The organism is Streptomyces sp. NPDC027962 (assembly GCF_055566095.1).
Genome location: NZ_JBVHTA010000002.1, coordinates 1 through 24,165, shown reverse-complemented (window position 1 = coordinate 24,165; position 24,165 = coordinate 1). Strand labels below are relative to the sequence as shown.

Genomic DNA, 24,165 nt, shown 5'->3' with positions numbered 1-24,165 from the left:
CACCGTACAAGGAGCTTGAATGACGGCAACGACCGCCGAGACCGAGAAGGCCCCCTCGGGCCACCCGCAGCGCTGGTTGATCCTCGGCGTCATCTGCCTCGCCCAGCTCACCGTGCTGCTCGACAACACCGTCCTGTCCGTCGCCATCCCCTCCCTCACCCGGGAGCTCGACGCCTCGACGGCCGACATCCAGTGGATGATCAACGCCTACTCGCTGGTCCAGTCGGGCCTGCTGCTCACCGCGGGCAACGCGGCCGACCGCTACGGGCGCAGGAAGATGCTCGCCGCGGGTCTCGCCCTCTTCGGCCTCGGCTCGCTCGCCGCCGGACTCGCCCAGACCTCCGGCCAGTTGATCGCCGCGCGCGCCGGCATGGGCGTCGGCGGAGCGCTGCTGATGACGACGACCCTCGCCGTCATCGTGCAGGTCTTCGACGAGACCGAGCGGGTGAAGGCGATCGCCCTGTGGTCGACCGTCAGCTCCCTCGGCTTCGCGGCCGGGCCGCTGATCGGCGGCGTGGTGCTCGACCACTTCTGGTGGGGTGCGATCTTCCTGATCAACCTGCCGGTCGCCGTGCTCGGTCTGGTCGCGGTCGTCGCCCTCGTCCCCGAGTCGAAGAACCCGCAGGGCGAGCGGCCCGACCTGCTCGGAGCGGTGCTGTCCACGATCGGCATGACGGCCGTCGTGTACGCGATCATCTCCGGCCCGGACCACGGCTGGACCTCCACACAGGTACTGGCGTCCGCCTCCGTCGGCGTGCTCGTCCTCGGCGCCTTCGTGTTCTGGGAGCTGCGGATCCCGTACCCGATGCTGGACATGCACTTCTTCCGCAACCAGCGCTTCATCGGAGCGGTCGCCGGCGCGATCCTGGTGGCGTTCGGCATGACCGGCTCGCTGTTCCTGCTGACCCAGCACCTGCAGTTCGTGCTCGGGTACGGACCGCTCGACGCCGGTCTGCGGACGGCCCCGCTGGCACTGACCGTCGTCGCGCTGAACATGACCGGCGTCGGCGCCCGGCTGCTGATCAAGCTGGGCACGCCGGTCACCATCGCCCTCGGTATGGCCCTGGTCTCCGGCGGCCTCGCCGCCATCGCGGTCCTCGGCGCGAACGGCTACGGCGGGATGCTGCTCGGCCTGGTCGTGATGGGCGCCGGCGTGGCCCTGTCCATGCCGGCCATGGCCAACGCGATCATGAGCGCCATCCCTCCGGAGAAGGCGGGCGTGGGCGCGGGCATCAACGGCACCCTCGCCGAGTTCGGCAACGGCCTCGGCGTCGCCGTCCTGGGCGCCGTGCTCAACTCCCGCTTCGCGGCGCTGGTGCCCGCGGCGGTGGGCGCCGCCTCGCTGCCCGCCGCCCTCGCGGCCGCGGACGACGCCGGCGAGCGGGCACGGATCTCGGAGGCCTTCGCCTCGGGCCTCGAGACAAGTCAGCTGGTCGGTGCCGTGGCGGTGCTGGCGGGCGGGCTGCTGGCCGCGCTCCTGCTGCGCAGGGCCGAGCGGTCGGACGCTCCGGGGGCCGAGGAAGCTCCCGAAGCGACTGCATGACACAGCGGCATAGCATCGTGACCGGGCGGACCGGCGCGTTCCGGCGCCGTCCGCCCACCGGAGGAACCGAGGAGGCTGCGCGATGGTGAGTGCGACCGACCGCACGAAGCGTTCCATGAGAACCAGCGTGTGGCTGGAGGGCAAGGCGGACCGGGGGCGGAAGGCGGCCCAGCCGGCCGGCCTGGACCGCGACAAGATCATCGAAGCCACGGTCCGGCTCCTCGACGCGGAGGGGGCGGCCAAGTTCTCCATGCGGAAGCTGGCAGCGGAGCTGAACGTCACCGCGATGTCGGTCTACTGGTACGTGGACACCAAGGACGACCTGCTGGAGCTGGCGCTCGACGCGGTCTTCGGCACGGTCCCGCTGCCCGACACGGGTACCGGCGGCGACTGGCGCTGTCAGCTGCGCGAACTGGCCGCCGGATATCGGGCACTTCTGGTCCGGCACCCGTGGGTGACGCCGCTGATCGGCACGTACCTGAACATCGGTCCGCACTCCATGGCCTTCTCGCAGGCGGCCCAGCAGATCGTCCGCAACACCGGTCTGCCGCCGCACGGCCGGACGGGAGCGCTCGGCGCCGTCTTCCAGTTCGTCTACGGCTTCGGCACCATCGAGGGCCACTTCGTCGAGCGCTGCGCGGCGGCCGGGCTGAGCCAGGACGAGTACTTCCGTGAGGCCATGGGATCGATCCGCGAACAGCCGCAGTACGACGAGAGCTTCGCGCAGGCCGACGAGCTGATGGAGGCTCGCGGCGGCGACACGGTCGAGGAGATGCGTGAGCGGGACTTCGGCTTCGCACTCGATCTTCTGATCGCGGGCATCGAGGCGATGGTGGAACGGTCCAAGGACCGGCTGGGGTGAGGAGCGCCGGCTCGTACGGAGTCTCCCGTACGAGCCGGATCCGGCCGGTCACGAGCCTGTTCCGCGCGGTCAGTCGTCACCCAGCCGGGCCGGGAAGCCGCCCGTGGCGATCGGTCCCCACCGCTCCGGTGTGACGCGGATGATCGACTTGCCCTGCTTGACCATCGCCTCGCGGTACTCGTCCCAGTCGGGATGCTCGCCGGAGATGTTGCGGAAGTACTCCACGAGCGGTTCCACCGACTCGGGGGAGTCGATCACCTCCGCCCGGCCGTCGATCTGCACCCACGGGCCGTTCCAGTCGTCGGACAGGACGATCACGCTGACCCGCCCGTCCCGCTTGGCGTTGCGGGTCTTCGCCCGTTCCGGATAGGTCGAGACGACGATCCGGCCCGAGTCGTCCACCCCGCAGGTGAGCGGCGAACCCTGCGGGGAGCCGTCGGCGCGGCGGGTCAGCAGGATCGCCCGGTGACGGGGCCGTACGAAGGACAGCAACTGCTCGAGGTCCACCCGGGTGTTGGTGGCGATGTGGCGTGCCATGGCCGGCACCCTACGGGAGCTGCCCGCCCTGCACCGCCTGGATGTCCAGCTCCACCCTGAGCGTCGTCCCGATGGCGGAGACACCGGCCTGGACCGCCTGGCTGTAGTTCATCGCGAAGTCCTCACGCCGCAGCTCCGCCGTTCGACGAACTGCTCTTCAGGGCGACCTCCTTGATGAACAGCGTGACGAGGAAGGCGACGAACGCGAAGGGAGCGGAGTACAGGAAGATGTCGGCGACTCCGTGCCCGTACGCCGTCTCCATCACCCTGCGGATCGGTTCCGGCAGCGTGTCCAGGTCCGGGATGCTGCCGCCGCCCGTACCGCCGTGGCCGAGCGCCGCGCCCTGCGGGCCGAGCTCCGCGAGCCCGTCCTTGACGTAGTGGGTGACCCGGTTGGCCATGACCGTGCCCAGCGCGGACACGCCGATCGCACCGCCGAGGGACCGGAAGAAGGTGACGACCGAGCTGGCCGCACCGAGATCCGAGGGGGCGACCTGGTTCTGTGTGCAGAGCACCAGGTTCTGCATCATCATGCCGAGGCCGAGACCCATGACGGCCATGAAGACGCCGATGTGCCAGTACTCGGTGTCGTAGCGGATGGTGCCCAGCAGGCCGAGGCCCGCCGTGACCAGCGCGCCGCCGGCGACCAGCCAGGCCTTCCAGCGGCCGGTCTTGGTGATGACATGTCCGGAGACGGTCGACGAGACGAACAGACCGCCGATCATCGGGATCGTCAGCACGCCGGACATCGTCGGCGACTCGCCCCGCGCAAGCTGGAAGTACTGGCTGAAGAACACCGTGCCCGCGAACATCGCGACGCCGACGAAGAGCGAGGCCAGCGAGGCCAGCGTGATGGTGCGGTTGCGGAACAGCCGCAGCGGGATGATCGGTTCGCTCGCCCTTGTCTCCACGAGCAGGAAGAGCGCGCCGAGGACGACGGAGCCGCCGACCATCGCGCCGCTCTGCCAGGACAGCCAGTCGTACTTGTCGCCCGCGAAGGTCACCCAGACCAGCAGCAGCGAAACGGCGGCGCTGACGAAGAACGCACCCGACCAGTCGACTTTCACCTCGCGCCTGACCACCGGCAGCTTCAGGGTCTTCTGCAGGACGATCAGAGCGATGAGCGCGAACGGCACGCCGACGTAGAAGCACCAGCGCCAGCCCAGCCAGTCGGTGTCGGTGATGACACCGCCGAGCAGCGGGCCGCCCACAGTGGCGACGGCGAAGACGGCGCCGAGGTAGCCGCTGTAGCGGCCCCGTTCGCGAGGCGCGATCATCGCGGCCATCACGATCTGCGCGAGAGCGGACAGACCGCCGACACCGATGCCCTGGACCACCCGGCAGGCGATCAGCATGCCCGAGTTCTGCGAGAGCCCGGCGACCACGGAACCCAGCACATAGATGAGCAGCGATATCTGGACCAGCAGCTTCTTGGAGAAGAGGTCCGAGAGCTTGCCCCAGAGCGGGGTGGTGGCGGTCATCGCCAGCAGCGAGGCGGTGACGACCCAGGTGTAGGCGCTCTGGCCGCCGCCCAGGTCGCTGATGATCTCCGGCAGCGCGTTGGAGACGATCGTCGACGACAGAATGGCGACGAACATGCCGAGCAGCAGCCCGGAAAGGGCCTCCATGATCTGTCGGTGGGTCATCGGCGCTCCGCCGTCGGCGGCGGAGCCGCCGCCATGCTTGGCGTGGGCACCCCGCACACCGCTCGGTGTGGTTGCAGCCATGAACTTCCTTCGCTCTTCTACGCGGGTGTACGGGTGGCGTGGGCCCTGCAGTCCCCGACGGATTCCCGGAGGCGGGCCAGCATCGCGCTGAGTTGTCCGACTTCGTCGTCGGACCAGTCCTTGAGGTAGTGGGCGAACATGTCCGTGGTCCGCCGGCCGAGGGTGTCGAGCAGGTCCTCGCCCGCGGGGGTGAGCCGCAGGATGCGCGAGCGCCGGTCGTCCGGGTCGGGGGAGCGCTCGAGCCAGCCGCGGTCCACTACATGGGCCACATGCCGGCTGGTCACCGACATGTCGACGGCCAGCAGCTCTGCGAGACGGCTCATGCGCATCTCCCCGTACCGGCCGACGAGCGCCAGCACGGCTGCCGAACCCGAGGGGCACTCGACGGGCAGGATGCGCGCGAGGCTGCGCTTCACGGCCCCGACGGCACTGATCTGCCGGGCCAGTTCCTCGTACTGACTCCGCTCGGCCACGGCCCCTCCAGCTTTTGTTGCTTAGGGCAACGATAAAACCCGTTGGTTGCTACAGGCAAATGAAAAGGGTCCGAATGGGTAAAGGAACCCAAAAGGCTTTGCATGTGCGGAGTCATGCGGGGGTCATCCAGGCGCGGGAGGCTCCCCGCAGTCCGCCCGGGGTTGGGCCCGGCACCGCCGTTCGCTAGGGTCCTGACCCATGGCACACAACCCCCATGCTCCCCAAGGCCAGGGCCCCGAGGGCAACTACGACCCCGCGGGCAGCACCCAGATGTTCCGCGCTTTTGTCGACGAAGGCGCGCCCCAGGGCCGCGCGGCGGCCACGCCCGCTGCGACGTCCTCCTCGCGTGTCGGCCTGATCGTCGGTGTGATCGCGGTGTTGGTCATCCTTGGCGCGGTCGCCTGGCTCGCGCTCGGCTGAGCCCGTTACGGGCACGCGCCCGTCAGGTCCAGGTCGCGCTGACGTCCTGGGTCTCGATGTGCATGCCCAACGGCACCCGCCAGGCGTCCACGCACACCGTGTACGCCTGCTTCCCCACGGCTCCGGGCGCGATCGGCGCCGGCAGCGGCTGCCGGGACTCGATGGTGGCCCAGTCGATGCCGAGCGCACCGATGATGTGCGTTGCGAACGTGACGGTGCCGGCGGTCGCAGCCGTGCCGCCGGTGTTGCGGAACTCCACGGTGACGCGCTCGCACCACCGCTTGTCGAGGGCCTCCCTGACCGGCTCGCCGAGCTGAAGCACGGCGGGTCCGGTGGGCCCCGGGTCCGGCTTCGGCCCTGGGGCCGGTGGGGGATCGGGCCGGGGGCCGGGCGCCGGCTGTGACGGTGTGGGCCCGGGAGCGCCAGGTGCGTCCGCCGGGCCGCCGCTTCCCGGGGCGACGCCCGTAGGGCTCTGCGCGGGCGGGCTGCCGCCGCTCGTTCCTGCGGCCGGCCCCGTTTCGCCGGAGCCGCCCGCGGATTCTCCTCCTGCAGGCCCTGGGCCGGGGCTGGTGCCGGTCGGTGGCCGGCGGTCGAGCGGAGTCATGGAGACCTCGCCCTTCGGCGGCACGGCGGCCGTGGGAGCCCGCTCGGTACCGGACCCTGCGGCGCCGAGCGCCACTTCACCCTCTCCGCCGCCGCCCCCGCACGCGGTCAACGCTCCGCCGAGACAGAGCGCGACCGCCACGATTCCGGTCCGTCGTCGCCGCATCGCGCCAGTGTGGCTGACGGACCGTCAGTAAGGAAGCCCCGTACGACTCCCTCTGCGGCCGCCGGCCGAGGCCACTCGGCGCCGAGCCGACCGACGCCACTCGGCACGGGATCGACCGCTGTGCGGTGGACCGACGCGGTCGCGCGACGCTGCTGCCGACCGACGCGGCCACTCGATACGCCGACCGGCGCGGGGACGACCGGCACTGCCGACCGATACGTCGACAGACGCGGCCGCTCGACGGCGCCGACCGCCGCGGCCGACCGACGGGGCGGACCGGCACGAGACGACCGACGCGGCGGCCGGCCGCGGCGGCCGGCCGACGGGGCCGGCCGACCTCGCTCCTCCACGCAGTTCAGCGACGCGGACCGCTCAGTCCGCGATCAGCCCCTCCCGCAGCTGCGCCAGCGTGCGGGTCAGCAGCCGCGAGACATGCATCTGGGAGATGCCGACCTCCTCGCCGATCTGTGACTGGGTCATGTTGGCGAAGAAGCGGAGCATGATGATTTGCCGCTCCCGGGGCGGGAGTTTGGCGAGCAGCGGCTTGAGCGACTCGCGGTACTCGACCCCTTCGAGCGCCGCGTCCTCGTAGCCCAGCCGGTCCGCCAGCGAGCCCTCTCCGCCGTCGTCCTCCGGGGACGGGGAATCGAGCGACGACGCCGTGTAGGCGTTCCCGACGGCGAGCCCGTCGACGACGTCCTCCTCCGACACTCCGAGGACGGCTGCCAGTTCGGGCACGGTCGGCGAGCGGTCGAGCTTCTGCGCCAACTCGTCGCTCGCCTTGGTGAGGGCGAGGCGCAGCTCCTGGAGTCGGCGCGGCACCCGCACCGACCACGAGGTGTCGCGGAAGAAGCGCTTGATCTCGCCGACGACCGTCGGCATCGCGAAGGTCGGGAACTCCACGCCCCGCTCGCAGTCGAATCGGTCGATCGCCTTGATCAGACCGATCGTGCCGACCTGGACGATGTCCTCCATCGGTTCGTTACGGCTGCGGAAGCGCGCCGCGGCGTACCGGACGAGGGGGAGGTTGAGCTCGATGAGGGTGTCGCGCACGTAGGTGCGCTCCGGGCTGTCGTCGGCCGCACCCTCGCTGTCCAGGGCGCGCAGCCGCAGGAACAGGGAGCGGGAGAGAGTGCGGGTGTCGATGGCTTCCGAGCTGTCGGGCACGACAGGTGCGGGTGCGCCAGGAGCGCGAGTGAGCACCTTCGAGCTGCCCTGTTCTACGGACATGCCACCCCCTTGAGGTCGCGGACGGTCGCGGTGGCCGCGACCGTCTGAGGAACGCAGCCTCCACCTGAATACCGGCGGCGAGGCTGCGGCAAACGCGGTTCCAGCAGAATGTCACATGTCGGCAACACGCTGTAGTGACATGTCGACAAGTATCGCGTAAAAATGCCCAGGAAGCAGGGGGTGTAAGGCTTTTGAGCTACCGTCAGCGGCTCACGAGGGGTCTACCCGTTCGAGCTACGCTTCGATCCTGTTTGCGGAACGAAGTCGAGCGAAACTTCTCGCCAGCAGCCGCGACACATGCATCTGGGAGACTCCGAGTTCCTGACTGATCTGGGACTGTGTCAGGTTGCTGTAGTAGCGGAGCATCAGGATCCGCTGCTCGCGTTCGGGCAGTTGTACGAGGAGGTGGCGCACCAGGTCCCGGTGTTCGACGCCGGCCAGCGCCGGGTCCTCGTAGCCGAGCCGGTCCAGCAGTCCGGGCATGCCGTCGCCCTCCTGAGCCGCCTCCAGGGAGGTCGCGTGGTAAGAGCGGCCGGCCTCGATGCAGGCGAGCACCTCGTCCTCGCCGATCTTCAGCCGCTCGGCGATCTCGGCGGTCGTGGGTGAACGGCCGTGCGCCGTCGTCAGGTCCTCGGTGGCGCCGTTGACCTGCACCCACAGCTCGTGGAGCCGGCGCGGCACGTGCACGGTCCGCACGTTGTCGCGGAAGTACCGCTTGATCTCGCCGACGACCGTCGGCATCGCGAACGTCGGGAACTGCACCCCTCGGTCGGGGTCGAACCGGTCGATCGCGTTGATCAGCCCGATAGTGCCGACCTGGACGACATCCTCCATCGGCTCGTTGCGGCTGCGGAAGCGCGCGGCGGCGTACCGCACCAGCGGAAGGTTGGCCTCGATGAGCGCCGCACGCACCTGGGAGTGCTCCGGGGTGCCCACTTCCAGCCCCTTGAGGCGGCCGAAAAGCACCTGGGTCAGAGCCCTGGTGTCGGCGCCCCGCCGCTGCGGCTTCGCGGCAGCTGGAGCGGCGTCGTCGGGCCTTTCGTTCTGAGGTGGCACCTGAGGCGCAGTACTGGCCGACACGGTCAAGCCACCCCTTTGCGGTCATTTACGGTCAAACTCATCCGTCAAAAGCGGTCATAGCATCACAAGACATGTCCACTGTGTGCAAGCACCTGATAACGCCGTGTTGACGTGGGCGTTGGGATGGAAAACCGAAAAGCCCCCCGCCAAAGTAGGCGAGGGGCAGGGGCGGGACGGATCAGAACTCGTAGTCGGCGATCACCCACGTGGCGAATTCGCGCCACTGTCCGGCAGCCGCCTGATGGGCCGGGTGCTCGATGTACCGCTGCAGCGCGTCCTTGTCGGCGACGGCCGAGTTGATCGCGAAGTCGTAGGCGATGGGCCGGTCGGTGATGTTCCAGGCGCACTCCCAGAACTCCAGCTCCGGAACGACCCCTTCCAGTTCCTGGAATGCCTTCACGCCGGCTGCGACGCGCGGCTCGTCGCGCCCGACGCCCTCGTTGAGCTTGAAGAGGACCAGATGGCGGATCAAGGGGCACTCCCTGGTTGGCCGGACGAGCTAGTTGACGAGCTGGGTCATGAACTCTCCGACGCCCTGTGCGGCGCTCGAAATGCCCTCGAACCCTACCCCCACCAGTTCGGCGGCCCGGTTGGGGGATTTGATGATCGTCCACAGGACGAAGACGACGACGACGTAGACGGCTATCTTCTTCGCTTGCCCCATCGGCCTCTGTCTCCCCTGCTGTCCCTGCCCTGGCGACGGTCGCGTGAGTCTAGCCGAGGACGTTCGAACGGTATCCGCAGGACCAGGGGCCCGGCGCCCCGGGCCTTCCGCGCCTGCCGGCGACGTCGTGCTGTGCACATGAACAGGGTTGCGCGGGAAAGGCGAAGGGCCCCGGTGCATCGCACCGGGGCCCTTCGACAAGAGCGGTAGCGGAGGGATTTGAACCCTCGGTGAGTTTCCCCACACTCGCTTTCGAGGCGAGCTCCTTCGGCCGCTCGGACACGCTACCGGGAGAGAGCTTAGCCCAAGGTGGGCCGTGCTCTGAAATCGGTATCCGCGCCGGGCCCGGAAGAGCGTCCGCCAGGTGCCCCTCAGCGGTCACCGGACCCGCCGTCCGCCGGACGGCCCGGTGCGGATACCGGGTTGCCGCTCGCAGCGACGGCCGGGTCGACGGCCGGGTCGACGGCCGGGCCGGCTGCCCGCCCGCCCGGCCGGTCACGGAAGAACGCCGTCAGTTGCGTCGCACACTCCTCCTCCAGCACTCCGAGGACGACCTCCGGCCGGTGGTTGAGCCGCCGGTCCCGTACGACGTCCCACAGTGAACCCGCCGCGCCCGCCTTCTCGTCACGGGCGCCGTAGACCACCCGCTCCACCCGCGACTGGACGATCGCACCCGCGCACATGGTGCACGGCTCCAGCGTCACGACGAGCGTGCAGCCGGTCAGCCGCCACTCCCCGACGACGGCCGCGGCCCTTCGGATGGCCACCACCTCCGCGTGTGCCGTCGGATCGCCCGTCGCCTCACGCTCGTTGTGGCCCGCCGCGAGGATCGTGCCGTCGCCGGACAGCACGACGGCGCCGACCGGCACATCGCCGCCTTGGGCGGCGCGGTCCGCCTCGCCGAGGGCGAGACGCATCGCCGTCTCCCACGGATCGCGCACGGGGTCGGCCGGGCCCGGCACCGGACCGGCCGACCCCTCCGGGGCCTGATCTCCTGCCGGGGTCACTAGCGCACGGTCTCCAGCACCTCGCCCGCGCCGAGCGCGTCCGCGATCTCCATCAGTGCGTCCGTGTCCAGCGCCAGCAGTTCCTTCTCCGACAGCCCGAGGTCCGCGAGGATCTCGCGGTCGCCGACCGGTCCGGACGGCACGGACTCGCCGCCCTGGGCCGGGACGTCCGCCCTGTCCTCGTCGTCCTCGTCCGGTTCTCCGTCCTCCGTACCGTCGAGGTTCAGCGCGTCCAGATCGTCGGCCGGGTCGTCATCGTCCCCGCCGAGCAGTTCGTTGGTGAGGATCTCCCCGTACGAGGAGCGCGCGGCCGCGGCCGCGTCCGACACGAAGATACGAGGGTCCTCCTCGCCCTCGACCCGCAGGACGCCGAACCAGGCGTCCTCCTGCTCGATGAAGACGAGCACCGTGTCCTCGTCCACCGAGGCATCGCGGGCCAGGTCGGTCAGATCCGACAGGGTCTCCACATCGTCGAGCTCTGTGTCGCTCGCTTCCCACCCGTCTTGAGTGCGCGCGAGCAGTGCGGCGAAGTACACCGTGACTCTCCCACTGATCAGAGGTGTGACGACCGGCGGCGCGTTGCGTTCGTGCCCCGCCCACTCGGAATCGTGGCAGAAAGAGACGCGTTGCGAGAGGTCTTCCGTCGTTGCGTCGGCCACCAGTTCTTACGGGTCTTCATGGGACGGGCTACCAGCGGAAGGTCCGCATGCGCATCTGCTGGCGCATCCGGGCGGCTCGGGCCCGTCGTGGCTGGACGCGGTCGCGCAGCGCCTTTGCCTCGTTCAGCTCACGCAGGAACTGGGCGCGTCGCCTGCGGCGCTCCGCGTCGGACGCGGTTTCCTCTTCATGCTCCGGCTCCGGCTCCGGCATCGGCCACACCACCCCACGACTGCATCCGTCTTCCCCTCCGGCGCTGCGGCCTGGGGGGACACCCCTCCACCTTCCCTCCGGAACCGTCCTTGATGCGAGCCCGGGCTACTGTTGACGGCATGCGGATCCACGTCGTCGACCACCCCCTGGTGGCGCACAAACTCACCACGCTGCGCGACAGGCGCACCGACTCCCCGACCTTCCGGCGGCTCGCCGACGAGCTGGTCACCCTGCTCGCGTACGAGGCCACCCGCGACGTGCGCACCGAGCAGGTCGACATCGAGACCCCGGTGACGGGCACGACCGGTGTGAAGCTGTCCCACCCGCGGCCGCTGGTGGTGCCGATCCTGCGGGCCGGGCTGGGCATGCTCGACGGCATGGTCCGGTTGCTGCCGACCGCCGAGGTGGGCTTCCTCGGAATGATCCGCAACGAGGAGACGCTCGAGGCGTCCACGTACGCGACCCGTATGCCGGAGGACCTGTCCGGCCGCCAGGTGTATGTGCTCGACCCGATGCTCGCCACCGGCGGCACGCTGGTGGCGGCGATCCAGGAACTGATCAAGCGCGGCGCGGACGATGTGACCGCGGTCGTGCTGCTGGCGGCGCCGGAGGGCGTCGAGGTGATGGAGCGCGAGCTGGCGGGCACCCCGGTGACCGTGGTGACGGCGTCGGTGGACGAGCGTCTGAACGAGCACGGGTACATCGTGCCGGGCCTCGGCGACGCGGGTGACCGCATGTACGGGTCCGCCGACTAGCCCGTCGGCGCAGCGCACAGGCACACGACCGCGCACAGGCACACGACCGAGGGCCGGGAACTTCCGGCCCTCGGTCGTGTCACGCGTCGCGTCAGCACTTCCCCGAGGGCACCGGCTTCGGCTTGGTCAGGGCCGCCAGGGCCACGTCGGCGTCCGCCTTCGCGTCGAGAGCCTTGAACGCCGTGCCGATGATCAGGTCGACGTCCGTGGTCCCGCGGGTGTCGGTCTGCATCTGGAAGCCCCTCACCTGCGTGCCGAGCACGCGGAACGCCCCGTCCCGGGCCGTTGTGGCCCCGAGGAGCAACGCGGGGCCGGGCACCTTCTTGTCGTACGCGGCGGGCGCGTTGGCGACCTTGCCGATCTTGAAGCCACGTTTCTTCAGCTCGTCGGCCGTCGACTTCGCCAGGCCGGACCGCGGGGTCGCGTTGTAGACGTTCACCGTGATCTGGCGCGGCAGGGGCAGCGGGGGTGCCGCCGAGGGTGCCGGCTTGGGTTCGCACGCGGCGGCGCGCGTGCTCGCGGACGGTTTGCCGCCACCGGTGAACGCGTCGATGAGCTGCACGGTCCCCCAACCGGCAACACCCAGCGCAACCACCGCGGCGACCACTGCGAAGACGATCCTGCGGCGGTTCCGGGGGCGTCGCATTCGCGGGTACTTGTCGCCCGTGATGCGGTACTTTCCGCCCATGCCGGGGGGAGTCAGCATGCTCATGGGCGCAGCGTAGTGCCGCCCGGTGGCCATGCCTACTAAACGATCAACGGATTGCGTCCGTACGGTGGCGAAAGAACCCCGAAAGGATCAGTCGTCGGCCGGCCGCCGGACGCCGGACTCAGCCCAGCTCGAGCACGCGGGCGTGCAGCACCTGACGCTGCTGCAGCGCGGCGCGAACGGCGCGGTGCAGCCCGTCCTCCAGGTAGAGGTCGCCCTGCCACTTCACGACATGGGCGAAGAGGTCCCCGTAGAACGTCGAGTCCTCTGCGAGGAGGGTCTCGAGATCCAGCTGGCCCTTGGTGGTCACGAGCTGATCGAGGCGGACCGGGCGCGGCGCGACATCCGCCCACTGCCGGGTGCTTTCCCGGCCGTGGTCGGGATACGGCCGCCCGTTACCGATGCGCTTGAAGATCACACGGAAAGCCTACCGGTCAAGAGGCTCATGGCGCAGCCATGGACCCGCAGTGCGATCCCGATCAAAACTTTCAAACCGGGAAAATTGGGGGCTCTCTTGAGCCGGAGGGACCAGACGCCAGGGCAGCAGATGCCGCCGGATACGCCTTCACGGGGCCCGTGCTGGAGCTGGGAGCCCTGCTCTGGGACGGACCAGTGCGACCCGGCCGCACAGATCCGTGTACCGCTGTCCGTGCTCGACCGGCACGGTCCGGTCGCCGGCGCCACCGGCACCGGCAGGACCAGGACCCTCCTGGCGACGTGCCGGCGCAGTGGGCAACCGGGTGCGGCACGCGCTGCGCGCCTTCACTCCGGACGACGCCAAGGCGCTGAAGGCGACGGTGAAGACGTTCCCGAACTCCGCGTACGACCTGGAGGAGCGCGCCGAACCCGTGGCGGTGACGCGGTCGCGGGCGCCGCAGTCGCTGATGGGTCCCGTCGACGCGGGCGAGCCGGATGCGGCGGTGAAGGCTTCGCCGCTGCACGCGCGGTACGCGGAGGCGGTCGACCGGGAGGCGGCGTACGAGAAGCTGACGGACGAGCAGCAGGCGGCCGAGGCCGCTGCGGAGGCCGCGGCACAGGAAGCCGAGGCACAGGAAGCCGCTGCACGGGATGCGGCCGAGCGGGATGCCGCCGAGCCGAAGCCCGCGCGGACCGGAAGGCGCGAGGAGCCGCTCTCGGGACAGGCCATGGGGAGCGGGATCTTCAGGTCGCTCGCCCGGTCGGTGGGTCGGCACGCAGCTGGGGCGGGAGATCTCGCGGTCGCTCTTCGGGACGGCGCGCCGCAGGCGGTGAGCCCGCGGCGCGCCGCGCCGGGTGGTGCCGGTCGTGCCGGTTCGTTCCGGTGGTGCCGGTTCGTGCCAGTGGTGCCGGTGGTGTTACTCGGTCACCTCGTGGCCGTGGCCGTCGTGCAGGCCGCCGCCGCTGCCCGCGTCACCGTCCGTCGGGACGGTCGCGACGGGCTTGCGCAGCGAGCTGATGTCGTGGGCGTAGGTGCCCACCGCATTGGCGATGACGCCGATGTTGGCGGCGAACGCCTCCATGTTGATGTTGTCGATGTTGTCGCCGGCGGCGTGGTAGTTCACGTCGTACGCGATACCCGCGACGCCGCCGAACTTCTTCGCCTGCGCCTCGGTCTTGATGCCCTCGGCCCCGGTGAACGTGCCGCCGGACGGGATGCCGACCTCGATGAACGGCCCGTAGTCGGAGCGGCCGGTGAAGTCGGTGCCCTCGTGCGGGGTGTCCTGCTTGTCGAGGAACTCGTTGATGTCGCGCTCGAGCTGCGCGGAGCCCGCCGGGCCCGCTCCCGCGCCGACGCCGTCCGAGTCGTCGCCGTCGTAGACGAACATCCCGTAGTTCGGCGAGGCGATCATGTCGAAGTTCAGGTAGAGCTTGATCTCCTTCTTGCCCAGGCTGCTGAGGCCCGCGACGTAGTGCTCGGAGCCGAGCAGGCCGTTCTCCTCCGCGGACCACCAGGCGAAGCGGACCTTGTTGGCGGGGCGCTTCTCCCGCTTGGCGAGCTCCTGGGCGACCTCGAGCAGACCGGCGGAGCCGGAGCCGTTGTCGTTGATGCCGGGGCCGGCGGTCACGGAGTCGAGGTGCGCGCCGAGCATCACCGTGTTGGCGGCGTTGCCGCGGCGGGTTTCCGCGATCACGTTGTTGGTCGCGCGCATCTCCTGCAGCTCGCGGACCTCGAACGAGACCTTCAGCGGACCCTTGGCCAGGTCCGCGACGAGCTTCTCGCCCTCGGCGAGGGTGACTCCGCCGGTCGGGATCTTGGCGGATGCCTGGTCGCCCAGGGTGCCGGAGAGCACGCCCTCGGTGTTGTTGTAGACGATCGCGCCGACCGCTCCCGCGCCCGCCGCGGCCGCCTGCTTGTCGGCGAACGTGCAACCGCCGCGCTTGATCAGCGCGATCTTGCCGGTGAACGTGCCCGACGCGTAGTCGGCCGCCTCGCAGCCGGTCGTGTCGTCCACCGGCACGGCGGCCACGTCGGCCTTGATGCCACCGACGGGGGTCGACTTGGTGTACGTCATGGCTTTGATCTCGACGTCACGGGGCGCCGGTGACGTCACGGAGAGCTTCTCTGCCAGTGTCTCGGTGTAGATGAACTCGAAGCGCTGGTACGAGACGTCGTATCCGTACTTCTTCATCTGCTGGTACACGTACGCGGCCGACGCGTCGTGACCGAGCGAGCCGGCGGCCCGGTGGCCGTCCGTGCTGTCCGCTATCTGCTGGAACTTCTCCAGGTGCTCGAAAGCGTCGTCCGCGGACGACTTGTCGACCAGCTTCCGTGCCAGCTTCGACGCGTCCTTGGCGGCCCGCTCCGCGGGGTCCTGACGGTGCGCAGCGGACGGGGAGGCGGATGCCAGCAGGAGCGGGGTCGCGAGTGCGGCTGCGGCCACGGTGGCCACGGCTCTGCGATGGGTTGCCTTCACAGAGGTCCTTCCCGATGTGAACGAGGGTTGAGGGGAAGTTAGCGATCTCCAGGCCTCCTGTGAACACTTGTGCCGTAACTCATGGCGCATTTCGTCACATTGACCCGCTCAGGTACTGCATCCACTTCAACCGGCCGTTTGTCAGCGCTTCTTGGGATCGGTGGTCTTCGACCCCTTCGGCGCCCGCGGCGACGCGGCCGTCTTCGTCGCCCTCACGTTCCGGGCGGTCTCCGCGGCTTTGGCGGCTTTGGCTGCGGCCTTCTTCTCCTGCTTGTACGCACGCACCTTGGCGAGCGACTCGGGGCCGGTGATGTCGGCCGCCGACCGGTAGGAGTCCTCCTCGCCGTACGCGCCGGCCGCCTCCCGCCAGCCTTCGGGACGTACGCCGTACCGCTTGCCCAGCAGGGCCAGGAAGATCTGCGCCTTCTGCTCGCCGTAGCCCGGCAGCGCCTTCAGCCTCGCCAGCAGCTCCCGCCCGCTCGCCACGTCCGTCCAGACGGCGCTCGCGTCGCCGCCGTACTCGTCGACGAGGAACTGGCACAGCTCCTGCACCCGTTTGGCCATCGACGCCGGATAGCGGTGGACGGCAGGCTTCTCGCGCAGCAGTTCGGTGAAGGCGTCCGGGTCGTACGCGGCGATCTCGGCGGCGTCGAGATCGTCGGTCTCCAGCCGCTGCGCGATCGTGTACGGGCCGGTGAACGCCCACTCCATGGGAATCTGCTGATCGAGGAGCATCCCGATCAGCGCGGCGAGCGCGCTGCGGCCGAGCAACTCGTCGGCCTCCGGTCGCTGGGCGAGATGAATGGTGGCTTTCATGCCCCGATGATCACCCGACGGCTGGTACGCCGCCAGTGAGAGGCCGACGGGCGTGGCACGCGCGGCACGGAGGCGGACGACCTGTTCTGCCGGTGCGGCAGCGGCGCAGGCTCACGGTTGCAGGCGCGCGGCCCTTGCCTGCAGGTAGCGGGCCTCGGGGATGCTGAAAGTGCGGGCGGCCGCCGTGCTGTACGCCGCTCGGGCCGCCTCGGGATCGCCCGCCTTCTCGAGCGGATGGGCGCGGACGGCGTCGAGCCGGTGGTGGCCGGCCAACCGGTCCTCCAGACGGGTCACTTCGGCGAGGGCTGATCCTCTGGGCCATCGTCGCTTCCGGCACCAGATGCGCGCGTGCGATCTCGGCCGTCGTCAGACCGCCCACGGCCCGCAGGGTGAGGGCCACCTGCGCCGCCGGGCTCAGCTCGGGATGGCAGCAGAGAAAGAGCAGAGTGAGCGTGTCGTCGTCGGACGGGGCCCGGCGCTCACCCGGGGGCGGTGCGATGAAGGCGTCGCGGGGAGCGAGCCTGCCGGCCGTCTCCTCCCGCCGGCGGCGGGCCTCCTCGCTGCGCAGCAGGTCCGTCAGACGACGGGAGGCGACCTTGATCAGCCAGCCGCGTGGGTTGTCCGGTACGCCGTCCCGCGGCCACTGCTGCGCCGCCGCCAGCAGCGCCTCCTGGACGGAGTCCTCCGCCAGGTCGAAGTGGCCGTAGCGGCGCACCAGCGCGCCGAGGACCTGCGGCGCGTGCCGGCGCGGCAGGTCCTCGACGTCGGTCGTCCGTCTCAACACAGGCCGCCTGCGTCGTCCATGATGGGCCGGATCACCACGGGGTAGTCGGTGGTGCCCTCGGGCACGGGACACCGGGCGATGCGCGCCGCGATCTCCGTGACCCGGTCCAGGCTCTCGCAGTCCAGGACCCAGTAACCGGCGAGGAGCTCCTTCGTCTCGCCGTACGGGCCGTCCGTGATCACCGGCCGGCCGTCCTTCCCGGCGGTGACGCACCGGGTCTGCGCGGGCTCGGCGAGGCCCTGACCGTCGACGAGCTCACCGGACTCGGCAAGGTCGTCGTTGACGCTCTGCATGAACGAGAACATGGCCTGCATGTCCTTCTCGCTCCAGGCGGGGGCGTGCTCGGAGCCGTTGCCGCGCATCGCCTCGTAGTCCGCCTGTGTGCCCTGAACCATCACCAGGTACTTCATGACTCGCTCCTCGGAAGAGTGGCCGCCCCTTGTGGGCAACTTTCACAGGGGACGTCGGAGCTGGTGACGCATTCTCGACAGGGCGCGGCGGATTTCGCGGCCTGTGCATGGGCGGCCGATGAATACGAAGGAGAAAGTCCGCGCGCGGTCAGTCGCCGATGGACTCCTCGACGCGCACCACGCCCCGGTGCGTCAGCGCGATCAGGCTCGGCGACGCGGTGGTGCCGAACGTGTCGGCCTCGAGCATGACGAGCCCCTCCCCCGCGAGGTACTCGCAGGCGGCGCCCATCTCCTGATCGTCGACTCCGAGGGCGTCGCGCACCGCGGCGGCGCTCACCAGGGCCGACGTCCCGCCCGACCTCTCGTACACCTCGTGCAGCACGCGGCTGCGCAGTGCTTTCCGCTCGCTGACGCTGACCATGGCGCCGCCCTTTGCCGGTTCGGTGTACTTCCACGGTAAGCCCGGATCCGTACCGCGCCACGGCTTCGGCCCCCGGGAGCACCTCCCGGGGGCCGAGGCCTGTCATGGCGCGACACCTGTCACGGCGTCGAGGGGGACGTCAGTTGGCGTCGACCAGGCCGTGGGCCGGCACCGTCACGGTGCGGGCGCCCGGGCGCCCGCCCAGGACGATCTTGCGCAGCGCGCTGTTGTTGTTGACGTTGGTCTCCTTGAGCCGCTTCTCCGGGTTCGCGAGCACCTGGATGTAGTAGGTGCCGTTCGCCAGGTTGGTGATGTCGAAGGACTGGCCGGGCAGATCCTGGGTGTACGTGTCGCCGGAGCCGACGTCGAGCACCTCACGGACGGAGATCGAGTTCTCCTGGCCGCAGGCGGTGGACAGGTCGGTGCCGTCCGGGTGCCAGTTGGCGTTCTTCACCGTGTAGTCGACCGCGTCGGTGTTGGCCAGGCAGAAGGCCTCCTTGCCGCTGCGCACCGTCTCCTTCTTGTCGGCCTTGAGCAGCCGGTAGCTGGCGAAGTCCGTGAAGTGCCAGTGCTCGTGGCCGGGACGCGGGTCCCACTCCATGGTGCCGGTCGGGGTGTAGCCGATCTGCTTCCCCTTGGCGTCGTAGAAGTACTGATAGGCGTCCATCAGCTTCTTGCCGGGGGAGCGGAAGCCGTCGACGACGAGCTTCGCGGGGCCCGCGTTCCAGACGTTGGCGCTGAAGGCCAGGTAGTCCTTGCCCGGGATGTCACCCTCCCCGTCGCTGATGGTGATGCCGTAGGCCGGCAGCGAACGGAGGTCGGGCTTGGGCACGTCCGGTACGGACGCCTTGCCCGTCGGCCGCGCGGCGTTGGGCCGCTCACCGGGCGCCTGCCGCGAACCGTCCGTCTGCCCGCTGCCGTCTGCCGCCCGTGCCGCCCCGAAACCGGCCTTCTTGAGCGCCCAGGGGAGGGCGGGCGGAGCGGGAGCGTACGGGCCGTGCCCCACGTTGTACGACGGACCCGCCCCAGTCGTCGCGGCCGCGGGCGCCGGCGCGCGCATCGCCTTGTGGCCGGAGTGCCCGGCCGCATGGCTGCCGTGCCCGCCTGCACGGGCTCCGTGCCCGGCGGACGCCGCGCCGGCGCCCTCCTCCCAGCTGCGCTCGCGTACGGTCACCTTGATCGTCTGCGGCTTGTTCGCTATGCCGAACAGGTCGCGGTAGCGCTTGGTCACGGACACCTTGGCGGTGTACTTCCCCGCGGGCAGGGCGACCGGGGACGAGTAGTGGCCCGAGTACGTGTTGGACGCCCAGCCGTTCTCGACGCCCCACACCGAGCCGAGGGTGAACGGGTTGACCGGGCAGCTCTGCGGGTACTTCGACCTGCTCGGAGCGTCGGGCCGCACCCGGCCCGACGCGTTGTTCGGGCAGAAGTCCTCCGTCCTCTTCAGCGCCGTCCTGCCCGCCGCGTCCGTGACGGTGATCTGCACGAAGCCCGGCAGCCCCGAGAAGTCCTTCACCAGACCCGCGGGAAGGGTCTTGGTGCGGGTCTTCTTCCCCTCACGGAAGACCTGCGTGGCGACGACCGGGTCCTTGTAGGACTTGCGGGTCACCTTGAGCTCGAGAGGCCCGTTCTCCGCGGTGACGTACGTGCCGAGGTCGAGGTAGACGCCGGGGTCCTCCTTCCACGAGTCGAGGGTCACCGACGTGGAGGCGGCGATCAGACTGAGCTTCGGGTCGGACGACGCCTTCGCGGCGTCGGGCGCGGCGGCGACGACACCGGCGGTCACGGCGATCGCCGCGGCGGCAGCGAGCGCCGGACGCCACAGGCGGGTCTGGTGGGATCTGGTCATCAATCCTCGTTCTCCGAGTGCCTGACTGACGGAACGGGTGGAGCGACAGCGGCGCACGGCGGTCCGACCGTGCCGGATCGGGCACGACGGGCTCTCCTGATTGCGAAGCTGTGTCCCCGCTGTGAGAGGTGTCCGGCGGCGCCTCGGGTTGTCTGTGGACCGCGAGTTGCGCATCGTTGGCCGGAAGCAGACGGTGAACGACGGATCCGGCCCCCACGGAGCCGCTGATTCCGCCCGGCGACCGCGTCGCACCACTCGGAGGGCAGCGTCGCACCCACGTCGAGAGGCCGCGTCGCACCACGTCGAAGGGCCGCGTCGCACCATTCGAGGGGCCCCACCGTTCCGCGGCGGGGCCCTTCGAATCCGCGTCCGTGGCCCGTACCGCGTTCGGGTGCCCAGCAGGTGCTGCCGGACCCCCGGGGTGGTGAGGTGGTCGAGACCATCGGACTCCGGGGGCCGACACCTGCCCGAAGGGACACCTGATGCCCGGGTTCATATCGAGGCGGCGAGCCAGTTCGGTGTGGTGCGTCGCGCTGGTGCTGCCGTACGTACTCCTGTCCGCGGGAGCGACAGCGCCGAAGACCGATCGTGGCGGGACCGGCGGGAGCGGCGAGGCGTCAGCGCTGGAGTGGCGGCCGTGCGAGGTACCGGCACAGCGGGGATTCGAGTGCGCGACGTCCGGAGCCCCGCTCGACTACGACCGCCCGGCGGGCCGGACCGTCGATCTCGCCGTGATCCGGCGCAAAGCCACCAGCCCGTCGACAAGAATCGGTTCGCTGTTCTTCAACCCCGGCGGCCCGGGCGGACCCGGCACGGTTGCTCTGCCGGTCTGGTACCGGTACTTCCCGGAGGAACTGCGCAGGCGTTTCGACATCGTCAGTTGGGATCCTCGCGGTGTGGGCCGCAGCACCGCGGTGCGCTGCTTCAGCGACACCGAGGAGGCGCAGGCCTGGTGGGAACGGCAGCCGGAGGGCTTCCCCGCGGGGGAGAAGGAACGGCAGATCTGGTTCGCCGGGAGGGCGGACCTGGCCAAGCGCTGCCAGCAGCGCGCCGGGACGCTGCTGCCGTATGTCTCCACCCCCGACAGCGCCCGCGACCTGGACCGGTTGCGCCAGGCGGTGGGGGACAGGCAGCTGAGCTACTGGGGTATCTCGTACGGCACGTTTCTCGGCGCCGTCTACACCAACCTCTTCCCCGACAAGGTGCGCGGCCTGCTCCTGGACGGAAACGTCGATCCGCTCGGCTACGCGGAGGGCGCCGTGAACGGCGACGTGCGAGAGACCACCTCTTTGCGCATGGGCTCGGACCTGGGGTCGGCCGCCACCATGGGGCAGTTCCTCGAGCTGTGCGGTCGGGCCCCGGCAGCCCGCTGTGCGTTCTCTGCGGGGAGCCCCGAGGCGACCCGCGCCAAACTGGCAGCCCTGATGCAACGGCTCCAGCGTCGCCCGGTGGGTGAGTGGACCTACGGCAAGACCGTGGCCCACGTGCGGTCCCAGTTCTACTTCGTCCACCCTGGGTGGTCCGACGCCGCTGAGACGCTGCAGGAACTGTGGCATGGGCGCGCCCCGCAGGCGCCCGCTCTCCCTCTCCTCGGGACCTATCCCGGATTCGAGCAAGAGGCCGCCGTCGTCTGCTCCGAGAGCCCCAACCCCCGCGTCCTCAGCCGCTACCCCGAACTCGAGGAATTCAGCGCGGCACGCGCGGGGGACCTCGGCCGTCGCTGGGTGTGGGACTACGAGTGGTGCGCACACTGGCCGGCCACAGCAGCCCACCGCTACACCAGTCCGTTCAACCGGCCCACCGCCCACCCGATTCTGGTCGTCAACCCCACCTACGACCCGGCCACCTCCTATCAGGCGGCCGAGGCCATGGCCCGCGCACTGGCCGACGCCCGCCTGCTGACCCTCAACGGCCATGGGCACACCGCCCTGGGCAATCCCAGCACCTGCGTGAACCAACACGCCGTGCGGTACTTCACCACGGGCGCCCTGCCGCCCGCCGGTGCCTCCTGCCGCCAGGACGCCCCGCCGTTCACCCCCACCAAACCGATCGGCGGCGTCGCCGCGGGCGGCGGCGCACTCGCCGGCACCTACGGAAACTGAGACGTAAGGCCTTCGCGCGACGGACAGCACCGGCGGAGTCGGTGACTTCCTTGATCTCAGGTGCATGGCGAGGCGGGAAGCGCGAACGGGGGCGCCAGGTCAGGCTGCTGCGGCGGCCTTGGTCAGCAGCTGCCCCATCGCGGCGAGCACGGCCGGTTCGACGCGGTAGTAGACCCAGGTGCCCCGCCGCTCGGAGGAGAGCAGGCCGGCCTCTTTCAACTTCTTCAGATGGTGGGAAACGGTCGGCTGCGAGACACCCACGTCGGAGATGTCGCACACGCATGCCTCTCCACCCTCGTGCGAGGCGACGGCGGAGAACAGGCGCAGGCGGACCGGGTCGCCGAGAGCCTTGAACATCACCGCGGTCTGCTCGGCCTCCTCGGCCGTCAGCGGGCGCTCGGTGAGCGGCGGGCAGCACGGCTCGACCTCGGGCTCCAGCAGTGGCAGCACCTTCACATTCGGCATACGTCTATGTTGACACATGTCGAAGCAAGCGCCCAGGGGCTCTGGCCGACGCAGCTGCGGGGCCAGTCGCCGGCCGTGTGCTGCGCAGCGAGTCCCGCACCCCGCAGGGATGCGGAGGGCGGGCTCCACTGCCGGGCCACCCTCGTCACGGCGACGTCGACCACTCCATGAAGAAACCCTGGCTTCGATGACTGTCTATGTTGACGCCCGTCGAATCAGGTGTCATGCTGAGGACGCAAGAGATCGACGGATATCGAAGCAAAAGGGGAATCGCCGTGAACGCCACCGCCACCGACCAGCTGCCCTTCGTAGTCATCGGGGCCGGGCCCGCAGGCCTTGCCGCCGCCGCCCACCTCGTCGACCGAGGCCTGGAACCCCTCGTCCTGGAGGCCGGTGCCCGGGCAGGGGCGGCGGTGCGGGAGTGGGCGCACGTGCGGCTCTTCTCCACCTGGGGCGAGGTCACCGACCCGGCCGCCGAGAAGCTGCTGGCCCCGACCGGCTGGGTGAAGCCCGACGCGTCCCTCTGTCCGACCGGCGGTGACTGGGCGGAGCGCTACCTGCAGCCGCTCGCCGACGTCCTCGGTGGCAGGGTGCGCCTCGGCGCCCAGGTCACCGGCGTCTCCCGCACCGGTCGTGACCGTGTCGTGGATGCCGACCGCGACCAGCAGCCGTTCACCGTCCACGTGCAGTACGCGGACGGTGCGGAGGAGCGGATCCTCGCCCGGGCCGTGATCGACGCGTCCGGGACCTGGGCCACCCCGAGCCCGGCAGGCGGCGACGGACTCCCGGCCCTCGGCGAGCTCGCGGCGGCCGACCGTATCTCCTATCGCGTCCCCGACCTCAAGGACCCTGCGGTCCGCTCGCGTTACGCCGGGAAGCGCACGGCCGTGATCGGCTCCGGCGCCTCCGCCTTCACCGCCCTTGCCTCGCTCGCCGGCCTGGCCAGGTCCGAGGGCGGCAGCGGCACGCACGCTTCGTGGATCCTGCGCCGGGGCATCTCCGGCTCCACCTTCGGCGGTGGCGCCGCCGACCAGCTCCCTGCCCGTGGCGCCCTTGGCCTCGCGGCCAAGGCGGCGGTCGACGAGGGCCACGCCGACGCCGTCACCGGATTCCGTACGGATGCGATCGAGCGCGACGGCGAGCAGCTCGTTTTGGTCGCCGAGGACGGCCGCCGCCTGGACCCCGTCGACGAGGTCATCGTGCTCACCGGCTTCCGCCCCGACCTGTCCTTTCTCTCCGAGATCCGCCTCGGCCTCGACGAGCGCCTCCAGGCCCCCGTCGAGCTCGCCCCGCTCATCGACCCCAACCAGCACTCCTGCGGGACCGTCTACCCCCACGGCCACCGCGAACTCGCCCACCCCGAACAGGGTGTCTACCTCGTCGGCATGAAGTCCTACGGCCGCGCTCCGACCTTCCTCGCCCTCACCGGCTACGAGCAGACCCGCTCCGTCGTCGCCGCCGTCGCCGGCGACACCGAATCCGCCGACCGCGTTGAACTCACCCTTCCCGAGACCGGCGTATGCGGCGGCGCCGGCCTCTTCGACCAGCCCGAGGCCGCGCCGGCCGCCGACGATGGTGGCTGCTGTGCCGCCCCGGCCACCCTCCAGATCGGCGTCGGAGCTCCGGCCTCCACCGGAGGCTGCTGAACCCTGTGACCGACCTCGACAACGGCGCGGGGGGGGGGGGGGGGGGGGGGGGGGGGGGGGGGGGGGAGGGGGGGGGGGGGTTGGGGAGGGGGGGGGGGGGGGGGGGAAGAGAGCGGGGGAGAGATTGGGGA

General features: G+C 70.4%; 25 protein-coding genes, 1 tRNA gene and 4 pseudogenes. 7 read left to right on the top strand and 23 right to left on the bottom strand.

What is annotated here, in order from left to right:
- The first annotated feature begins 19 nt into the window (after positions 1–19).
- Positions 20–1,543 (top strand): MFS transporter, encoded by a 1,524-nt coding sequence (locus ACZ4SA_RS01745; RefSeq protein WP_468268553.1) that lies wholly within the window; start codon positions 20–22, stop codon positions 1,541–1,543.
- A gap of 82 nt (positions 1,544–1,625) precedes the next feature.
- Positions 1,626–2,405 carry a TetR/AcrR family transcriptional regulator gene (locus ACZ4SA_RS01740; RefSeq protein WP_468268550.1) on the top strand — a complete coding sequence of 260 codons (780 nt, stop codon included), beginning with the start codon at positions 1,626–1,628 and terminating at the stop codon, positions 2,403–2,405.
- A 69-nt stretch (positions 2,406–2,474) separates the two neighbouring features.
- Here the strand turns inward: ACZ4SA_RS01740 and ACZ4SA_RS01735 are convergent, their stop codons facing one another.
- The 4 genes and pseudogenes from ACZ4SA_RS01735 to ACZ4SA_RS01720 all read right to left on the bottom strand — a co-directional run bounded on the left by ACZ4SA_RS01735 (position 2,475) and on the right by ACZ4SA_RS01720 (position 5,142).
- Entirely contained in the window at positions 2,475–2,942 is a 468-nt protein-coding gene (locus tag ACZ4SA_RS01735) for a PPOX class F420-dependent oxidoreductase (RefSeq protein ID WP_468268547.1), read from the bottom strand.
- Positions 2,943–2,952: 10 nt separating this feature from the next.
- Positions 2,953–3,096, bottom strand: a pseudogene (locus ACZ4SA_RS01730) (YceI family protein); the annotation flags it as partial.
- Positions 3,071–4,588: pseudogene (locus tag ACZ4SA_RS01725) on the bottom strand (MDR family MFS transporter); the annotation flags it as partial. The pseudogenes ACZ4SA_RS01730 and ACZ4SA_RS01725, both read right to left, overlap by 26 nt.
- Before the next feature lie 98 nt (positions 4,589–4,686).
- Entirely contained in the window at positions 4,687–5,142 is a 456-nt protein-coding gene (locus tag ACZ4SA_RS01720; protein ID WP_468268544.1) for a MarR family winged helix-turn-helix transcriptional regulator, read from the bottom strand.
- A gap of 199 nt (positions 5,143–5,341) precedes the next feature.
- Between ACZ4SA_RS01720 and ACZ4SA_RS01715 the strand changes: the two genes are divergently transcribed.
- Positions 5,342–5,563: a hypothetical protein gene (locus tag ACZ4SA_RS01715; protein WP_468268541.1), complete on the top strand. Its 222-nt coding sequence runs from the start codon at positions 5,342–5,344 to the stop codon at positions 5,561–5,563.
- A 22-nt stretch (positions 5,564–5,585) separates the two neighbouring features.
- On the opposite strand, the gene ACZ4SA_RS01710 is transcribed toward ACZ4SA_RS01715, so the two are convergent.
- The 9 genes from ACZ4SA_RS01710 to ACZ4SA_RS01670 form a co-directional block, all read right to left on the bottom strand.
- Positions 5,586–5,885: a hypothetical protein gene (locus ACZ4SA_RS01710; RefSeq protein WP_468268538.1), complete on the bottom strand. Its 300-nt coding sequence runs from the start codon at positions 5,883–5,885 to the stop codon at positions 5,586–5,588.
- Positions 5,886–6,704: 819 nt separating this feature from the next.
- Positions 6,705–7,562, bottom strand: coding sequence for an RNA polymerase sigma factor SigF (locus ACZ4SA_RS01705; protein ID WP_356632234.1), 858 nt, complete (start codon positions 7,560–7,562; stop codon positions 6,705–6,707).
- 234 nt (positions 7,563–7,796) lie between these two features.
- The gene (locus tag ACZ4SA_RS01700; protein ID WP_468268535.1) at positions 7,797–8,642 is read right to left on the bottom strand and encodes an RNA polymerase sigma factor SigF; all 846 of its coding nucleotides are present in this window, start codon (positions 8,640–8,642) and stop codon (positions 7,797–7,799) included.
- Between the two features lie 178 nt (positions 8,643–8,820).
- Entirely contained in the window at positions 8,821–9,114 is a 294-nt protein-coding gene (locus ACZ4SA_RS01695) for a Dabb family protein (protein ID WP_468268532.1), read from the bottom strand.
- Positions 9,115–9,141: 27 nt separating this feature from the next.
- Positions 9,142–9,306: a hypothetical protein gene (locus ACZ4SA_RS01690; RefSeq protein ID WP_468268529.1), complete on the bottom strand. Its 165-nt coding sequence runs from the start codon at positions 9,304–9,306 to the stop codon at positions 9,142–9,144.
- Positions 9,307–9,510: 204 nt separating this feature from the next.
- Positions 9,511–9,595: transfer RNA gene (locus ACZ4SA_RS01685), tRNA-Ser, on the bottom strand.
- An 82-nt stretch (positions 9,596–9,677) separates the two neighbouring features.
- Positions 9,678–10,313 carry a tRNA adenosine(34) deaminase TadA gene (gene tadA, locus ACZ4SA_RS01680; RefSeq protein ID WP_468268526.1) on the bottom strand — a complete coding sequence of 212 codons (636 nt, stop codon included), beginning with the start codon at positions 10,311–10,313 and terminating at the stop codon, positions 9,678–9,680.
- Positions 10,313–10,849 (bottom strand): tRNA adenosine deaminase-associated protein, encoded by a 537-nt coding sequence (locus ACZ4SA_RS01675; RefSeq protein WP_468268523.1) that lies wholly within the window; start codon positions 10,847–10,849, stop codon positions 10,313–10,315. Before ACZ4SA_RS01675 ends, tadA begins: the two co-directional genes overlap by 1 nt.
- A gap of 151 nt (positions 10,850–11,000) precedes the next feature.
- Positions 11,001–11,183, bottom strand: coding sequence for a hypothetical protein (locus ACZ4SA_RS01670; RefSeq protein ID WP_468268520.1), 183 nt, complete (start codon positions 11,181–11,183; stop codon positions 11,001–11,003).
- Positions 11,184–11,302: 119 nt separating this feature from the next.
- Here ACZ4SA_RS01670 and upp point away from each other — a divergent pair, with 119 nt between their 5' ends.
- On the top strand, positions 11,303–11,938 hold the full coding sequence (upp, locus tag ACZ4SA_RS01665; protein WP_356632246.1) for a uracil phosphoribosyltransferase: 636 nt from the start codon (positions 11,303–11,305) through the stop codon (positions 11,936–11,938).
- A gap of 91 nt (positions 11,939–12,029) precedes the next feature.
- Here the strand turns inward: upp and ACZ4SA_RS01660 are convergent, their stop codons facing one another.
- On the bottom strand, positions 12,030–12,650 hold the full coding sequence (locus tag ACZ4SA_RS01660) for a LytR C-terminal domain-containing protein (protein WP_468268516.1): 621 nt from the start codon (positions 12,648–12,650) through the stop codon (positions 12,030–12,032).
- Between the two features lie 118 nt (positions 12,651–12,768).
- A complete protein-coding gene (locus tag ACZ4SA_RS01655; protein ID WP_003955420.1) occupies positions 12,769–13,065 on the bottom strand; it encodes a type II toxin-antitoxin system VapB family antitoxin in 297 nt (98 codons plus the stop codon).
- Between the two features lie 281 nt (positions 13,066–13,346).
- Here ACZ4SA_RS01655 and ACZ4SA_RS01650 point away from each other — a divergent pair.
- Positions 13,347–13,898 (top strand): annotated as a pseudogene (locus tag ACZ4SA_RS01650) (helicase HerA-like domain-containing protein); the annotation flags it as partial.
- Positions 13,899–13,981: 83 nt separating this feature from the next.
- Here ACZ4SA_RS01650 and ACZ4SA_RS01645 read toward each other — a convergent pair.
- The 7 genes and pseudogenes from ACZ4SA_RS01645 to ACZ4SA_RS01615 form a co-directional block, all read right to left on the bottom strand.
- A complete protein-coding gene (locus ACZ4SA_RS01645; RefSeq protein ID WP_468269250.1) occupies positions 13,982–15,517 on the bottom strand; it encodes a M28 family metallopeptidase in 1,536 nt (511 codons plus the stop codon).
- Between the two features lie 165 nt (positions 15,518–15,682).
- Positions 15,683–16,357 carry an HhH-GPD-type base excision DNA repair protein gene (locus tag ACZ4SA_RS01640; RefSeq protein ID WP_468268513.1) on the bottom strand — a complete coding sequence of 225 codons (675 nt, stop codon included), beginning with the start codon at positions 16,355–16,357 and terminating at the stop codon, positions 15,683–15,685.
- A gap of 111 nt (positions 16,358–16,468) precedes the next feature.
- Complete coding sequence (locus tag ACZ4SA_RS01635) at positions 16,469–16,651, bottom strand: hypothetical protein (RefSeq protein WP_468269288.1); 183 nt, start codon at positions 16,649–16,651, stop codon at positions 16,469–16,471.
- Positions 16,620–17,138, bottom strand: a pseudogene (locus tag ACZ4SA_RS01630) (sigma factor); the annotation flags it as partial. The gene ACZ4SA_RS01635 and the pseudogene ACZ4SA_RS01630, both read right to left, overlap by 32 nt.
- Positions 17,135–17,551, bottom strand: a complete 417-nt coding sequence (locus ACZ4SA_RS01625; RefSeq protein WP_468268510.1) for a YciI family protein — start codon at positions 17,549–17,551, stop codon at positions 17,135–17,137. The pseudogene ACZ4SA_RS01630 and the gene ACZ4SA_RS01625, both read right to left, overlap by 4 nt.
- Positions 17,552–17,699: 148 nt before the next feature.
- Entirely contained in the window at positions 17,700–17,972 is a 273-nt protein-coding gene (locus ACZ4SA_RS01620; RefSeq protein WP_468268507.1) for a hypothetical protein, read from the bottom strand.
- A 139-nt stretch (positions 17,973–18,111) separates the two neighbouring features.
- The gene (locus ACZ4SA_RS01615) at positions 18,112–19,821 is read right to left on the bottom strand and encodes a lysyl oxidase family protein (protein WP_468268504.1); all 1,710 of its coding nucleotides are present in this window, start codon (positions 19,819–19,821) and stop codon (positions 18,112–18,114) included.
- 482 nt (positions 19,822–20,303) lie between these two features.
- Between ACZ4SA_RS01615 and ACZ4SA_RS01610 the strand changes: the two genes are divergently transcribed.
- A complete protein-coding gene (locus ACZ4SA_RS01610; RefSeq protein WP_468268501.1) occupies positions 20,304–21,923 on the top strand; it encodes an alpha/beta hydrolase in 1,620 nt (539 codons plus the stop codon).
- 99 nt (positions 21,924–22,022) lie between these two features.
- Here ACZ4SA_RS01610 and ACZ4SA_RS01605 read toward each other — a convergent pair whose 3' ends face one another.
- Positions 22,023–22,388 carry an ArsR/SmtB family transcription factor gene (locus ACZ4SA_RS01605; protein ID WP_468268498.1) on the bottom strand — a complete coding sequence of 122 codons (366 nt, stop codon included), beginning with the start codon at positions 22,386–22,388 and terminating at the stop codon, positions 22,023–22,025.
- 275 nt (positions 22,389–22,663) lie between these two features.
- Between ACZ4SA_RS01605 and ACZ4SA_RS01600 the strand changes: the two genes are divergently transcribed.
- Positions 22,664–24,034, top strand: a complete 1,371-nt coding sequence (locus tag ACZ4SA_RS01600) for an NAD(P)-binding domain-containing protein (protein ID WP_468268495.1) — start codon at positions 22,664–22,666, stop codon at positions 24,032–24,034.
- Positions 24,035–24,165: the final 131 nt, after the last annotated feature.

Excerpts from the sequence above, each read along its gene's own strand:
- ACZ4SA_RS01625 (WP_468268510.1), bottom strand. The coding sequence starts at position 17,551 with ATGAAGTACCTGGTGATGGTTCAGGGCACACAGGCGGACTACGAGGCG.
- upp (WP_356632246.1), top strand. The coding sequence starts at position 11,303 with ATGCGGATCCACGTCGTCGACCACCCCCTGGTGGCGCACAAACTCACC.
- ACZ4SA_RS01605 (WP_468268498.1), bottom strand. The coding sequence starts at position 22,388 with ATGCCGAATGTGAAGGTGCTGCCACTGCTGGAGCCCGAGGTCGAGCCG.
- ACZ4SA_RS01690 (WP_468268529.1), bottom strand. The coding sequence starts at position 9,306 with ATGGGGCAAGCGAAGAAGATAGCCGTCTACGTCGTCGTCGTCTTCGTC.
- ACZ4SA_RS01615 (WP_468268504.1), bottom strand. The coding sequence starts at position 19,821 with ATGACCAGATCCCACCAGACCCGCCTGTGGCGTCCGGCGCTCGCTGCC.
- ACZ4SA_RS01705 (WP_356632234.1), bottom strand. The coding sequence starts at position 7,562 with ATGTCCGTAGAACAGGGCAGCTCGAAGGTGCTCACTCGCGCTCCTGGC.
- ACZ4SA_RS01715 (WP_468268541.1), top strand. The coding sequence starts at position 5,342 with ATGGCACACAACCCCCATGCTCCCCAAGGCCAGGGCCCCGAGGGCAAC.
- ACZ4SA_RS01640 (WP_468268513.1), bottom strand. The coding sequence starts at position 16,357 with ATGAAAGCCACCATTCATCTCGCCCAGCGACCGGAGGCCGACGAGTTG.
- ACZ4SA_RS01660 (WP_468268516.1), bottom strand. The coding sequence starts at position 12,650 with ATGAGCATGCTGACTCCCCCCGGCATGGGCGGAAAGTACCGCATCACG.
- ACZ4SA_RS01610 (WP_468268501.1), top strand. The coding sequence starts at position 20,304 with ATGCCCGGGTTCATATCGAGGCGGCGAGCCAGTTCGGTGTGGTGCGTC.
- ACZ4SA_RS01745 (WP_468268553.1), top strand. The coding sequence starts at position 20 with ATGACGGCAACGACCGCCGAGACCGAGAAGGCCCCCTCGGGCCACCCG.
- ACZ4SA_RS01735 (WP_468268547.1), bottom strand. The coding sequence starts at position 2,942 with ATGGCACGCCACATCGCCACCAACACCCGGGTGGACCTCGAGCAGTTG.
- ACZ4SA_RS01670 (WP_468268520.1), bottom strand. The coding sequence starts at position 11,183 with ATGCCGGAGCCGGAGCCGGAGCATGAAGAGGAAACCGCGTCCGACGCG.
- ACZ4SA_RS01740 (WP_468268550.1), top strand. The coding sequence starts at position 1,626 with ATGGTGAGTGCGACCGACCGCACGAAGCGTTCCATGAGAACCAGCGTG.
- ACZ4SA_RS01620 (WP_468268507.1), bottom strand. The coding sequence starts at position 17,972 with ATGGTCAGCGTCAGCGAGCGGAAAGCACTGCGCAGCCGCGTGCTGCAC.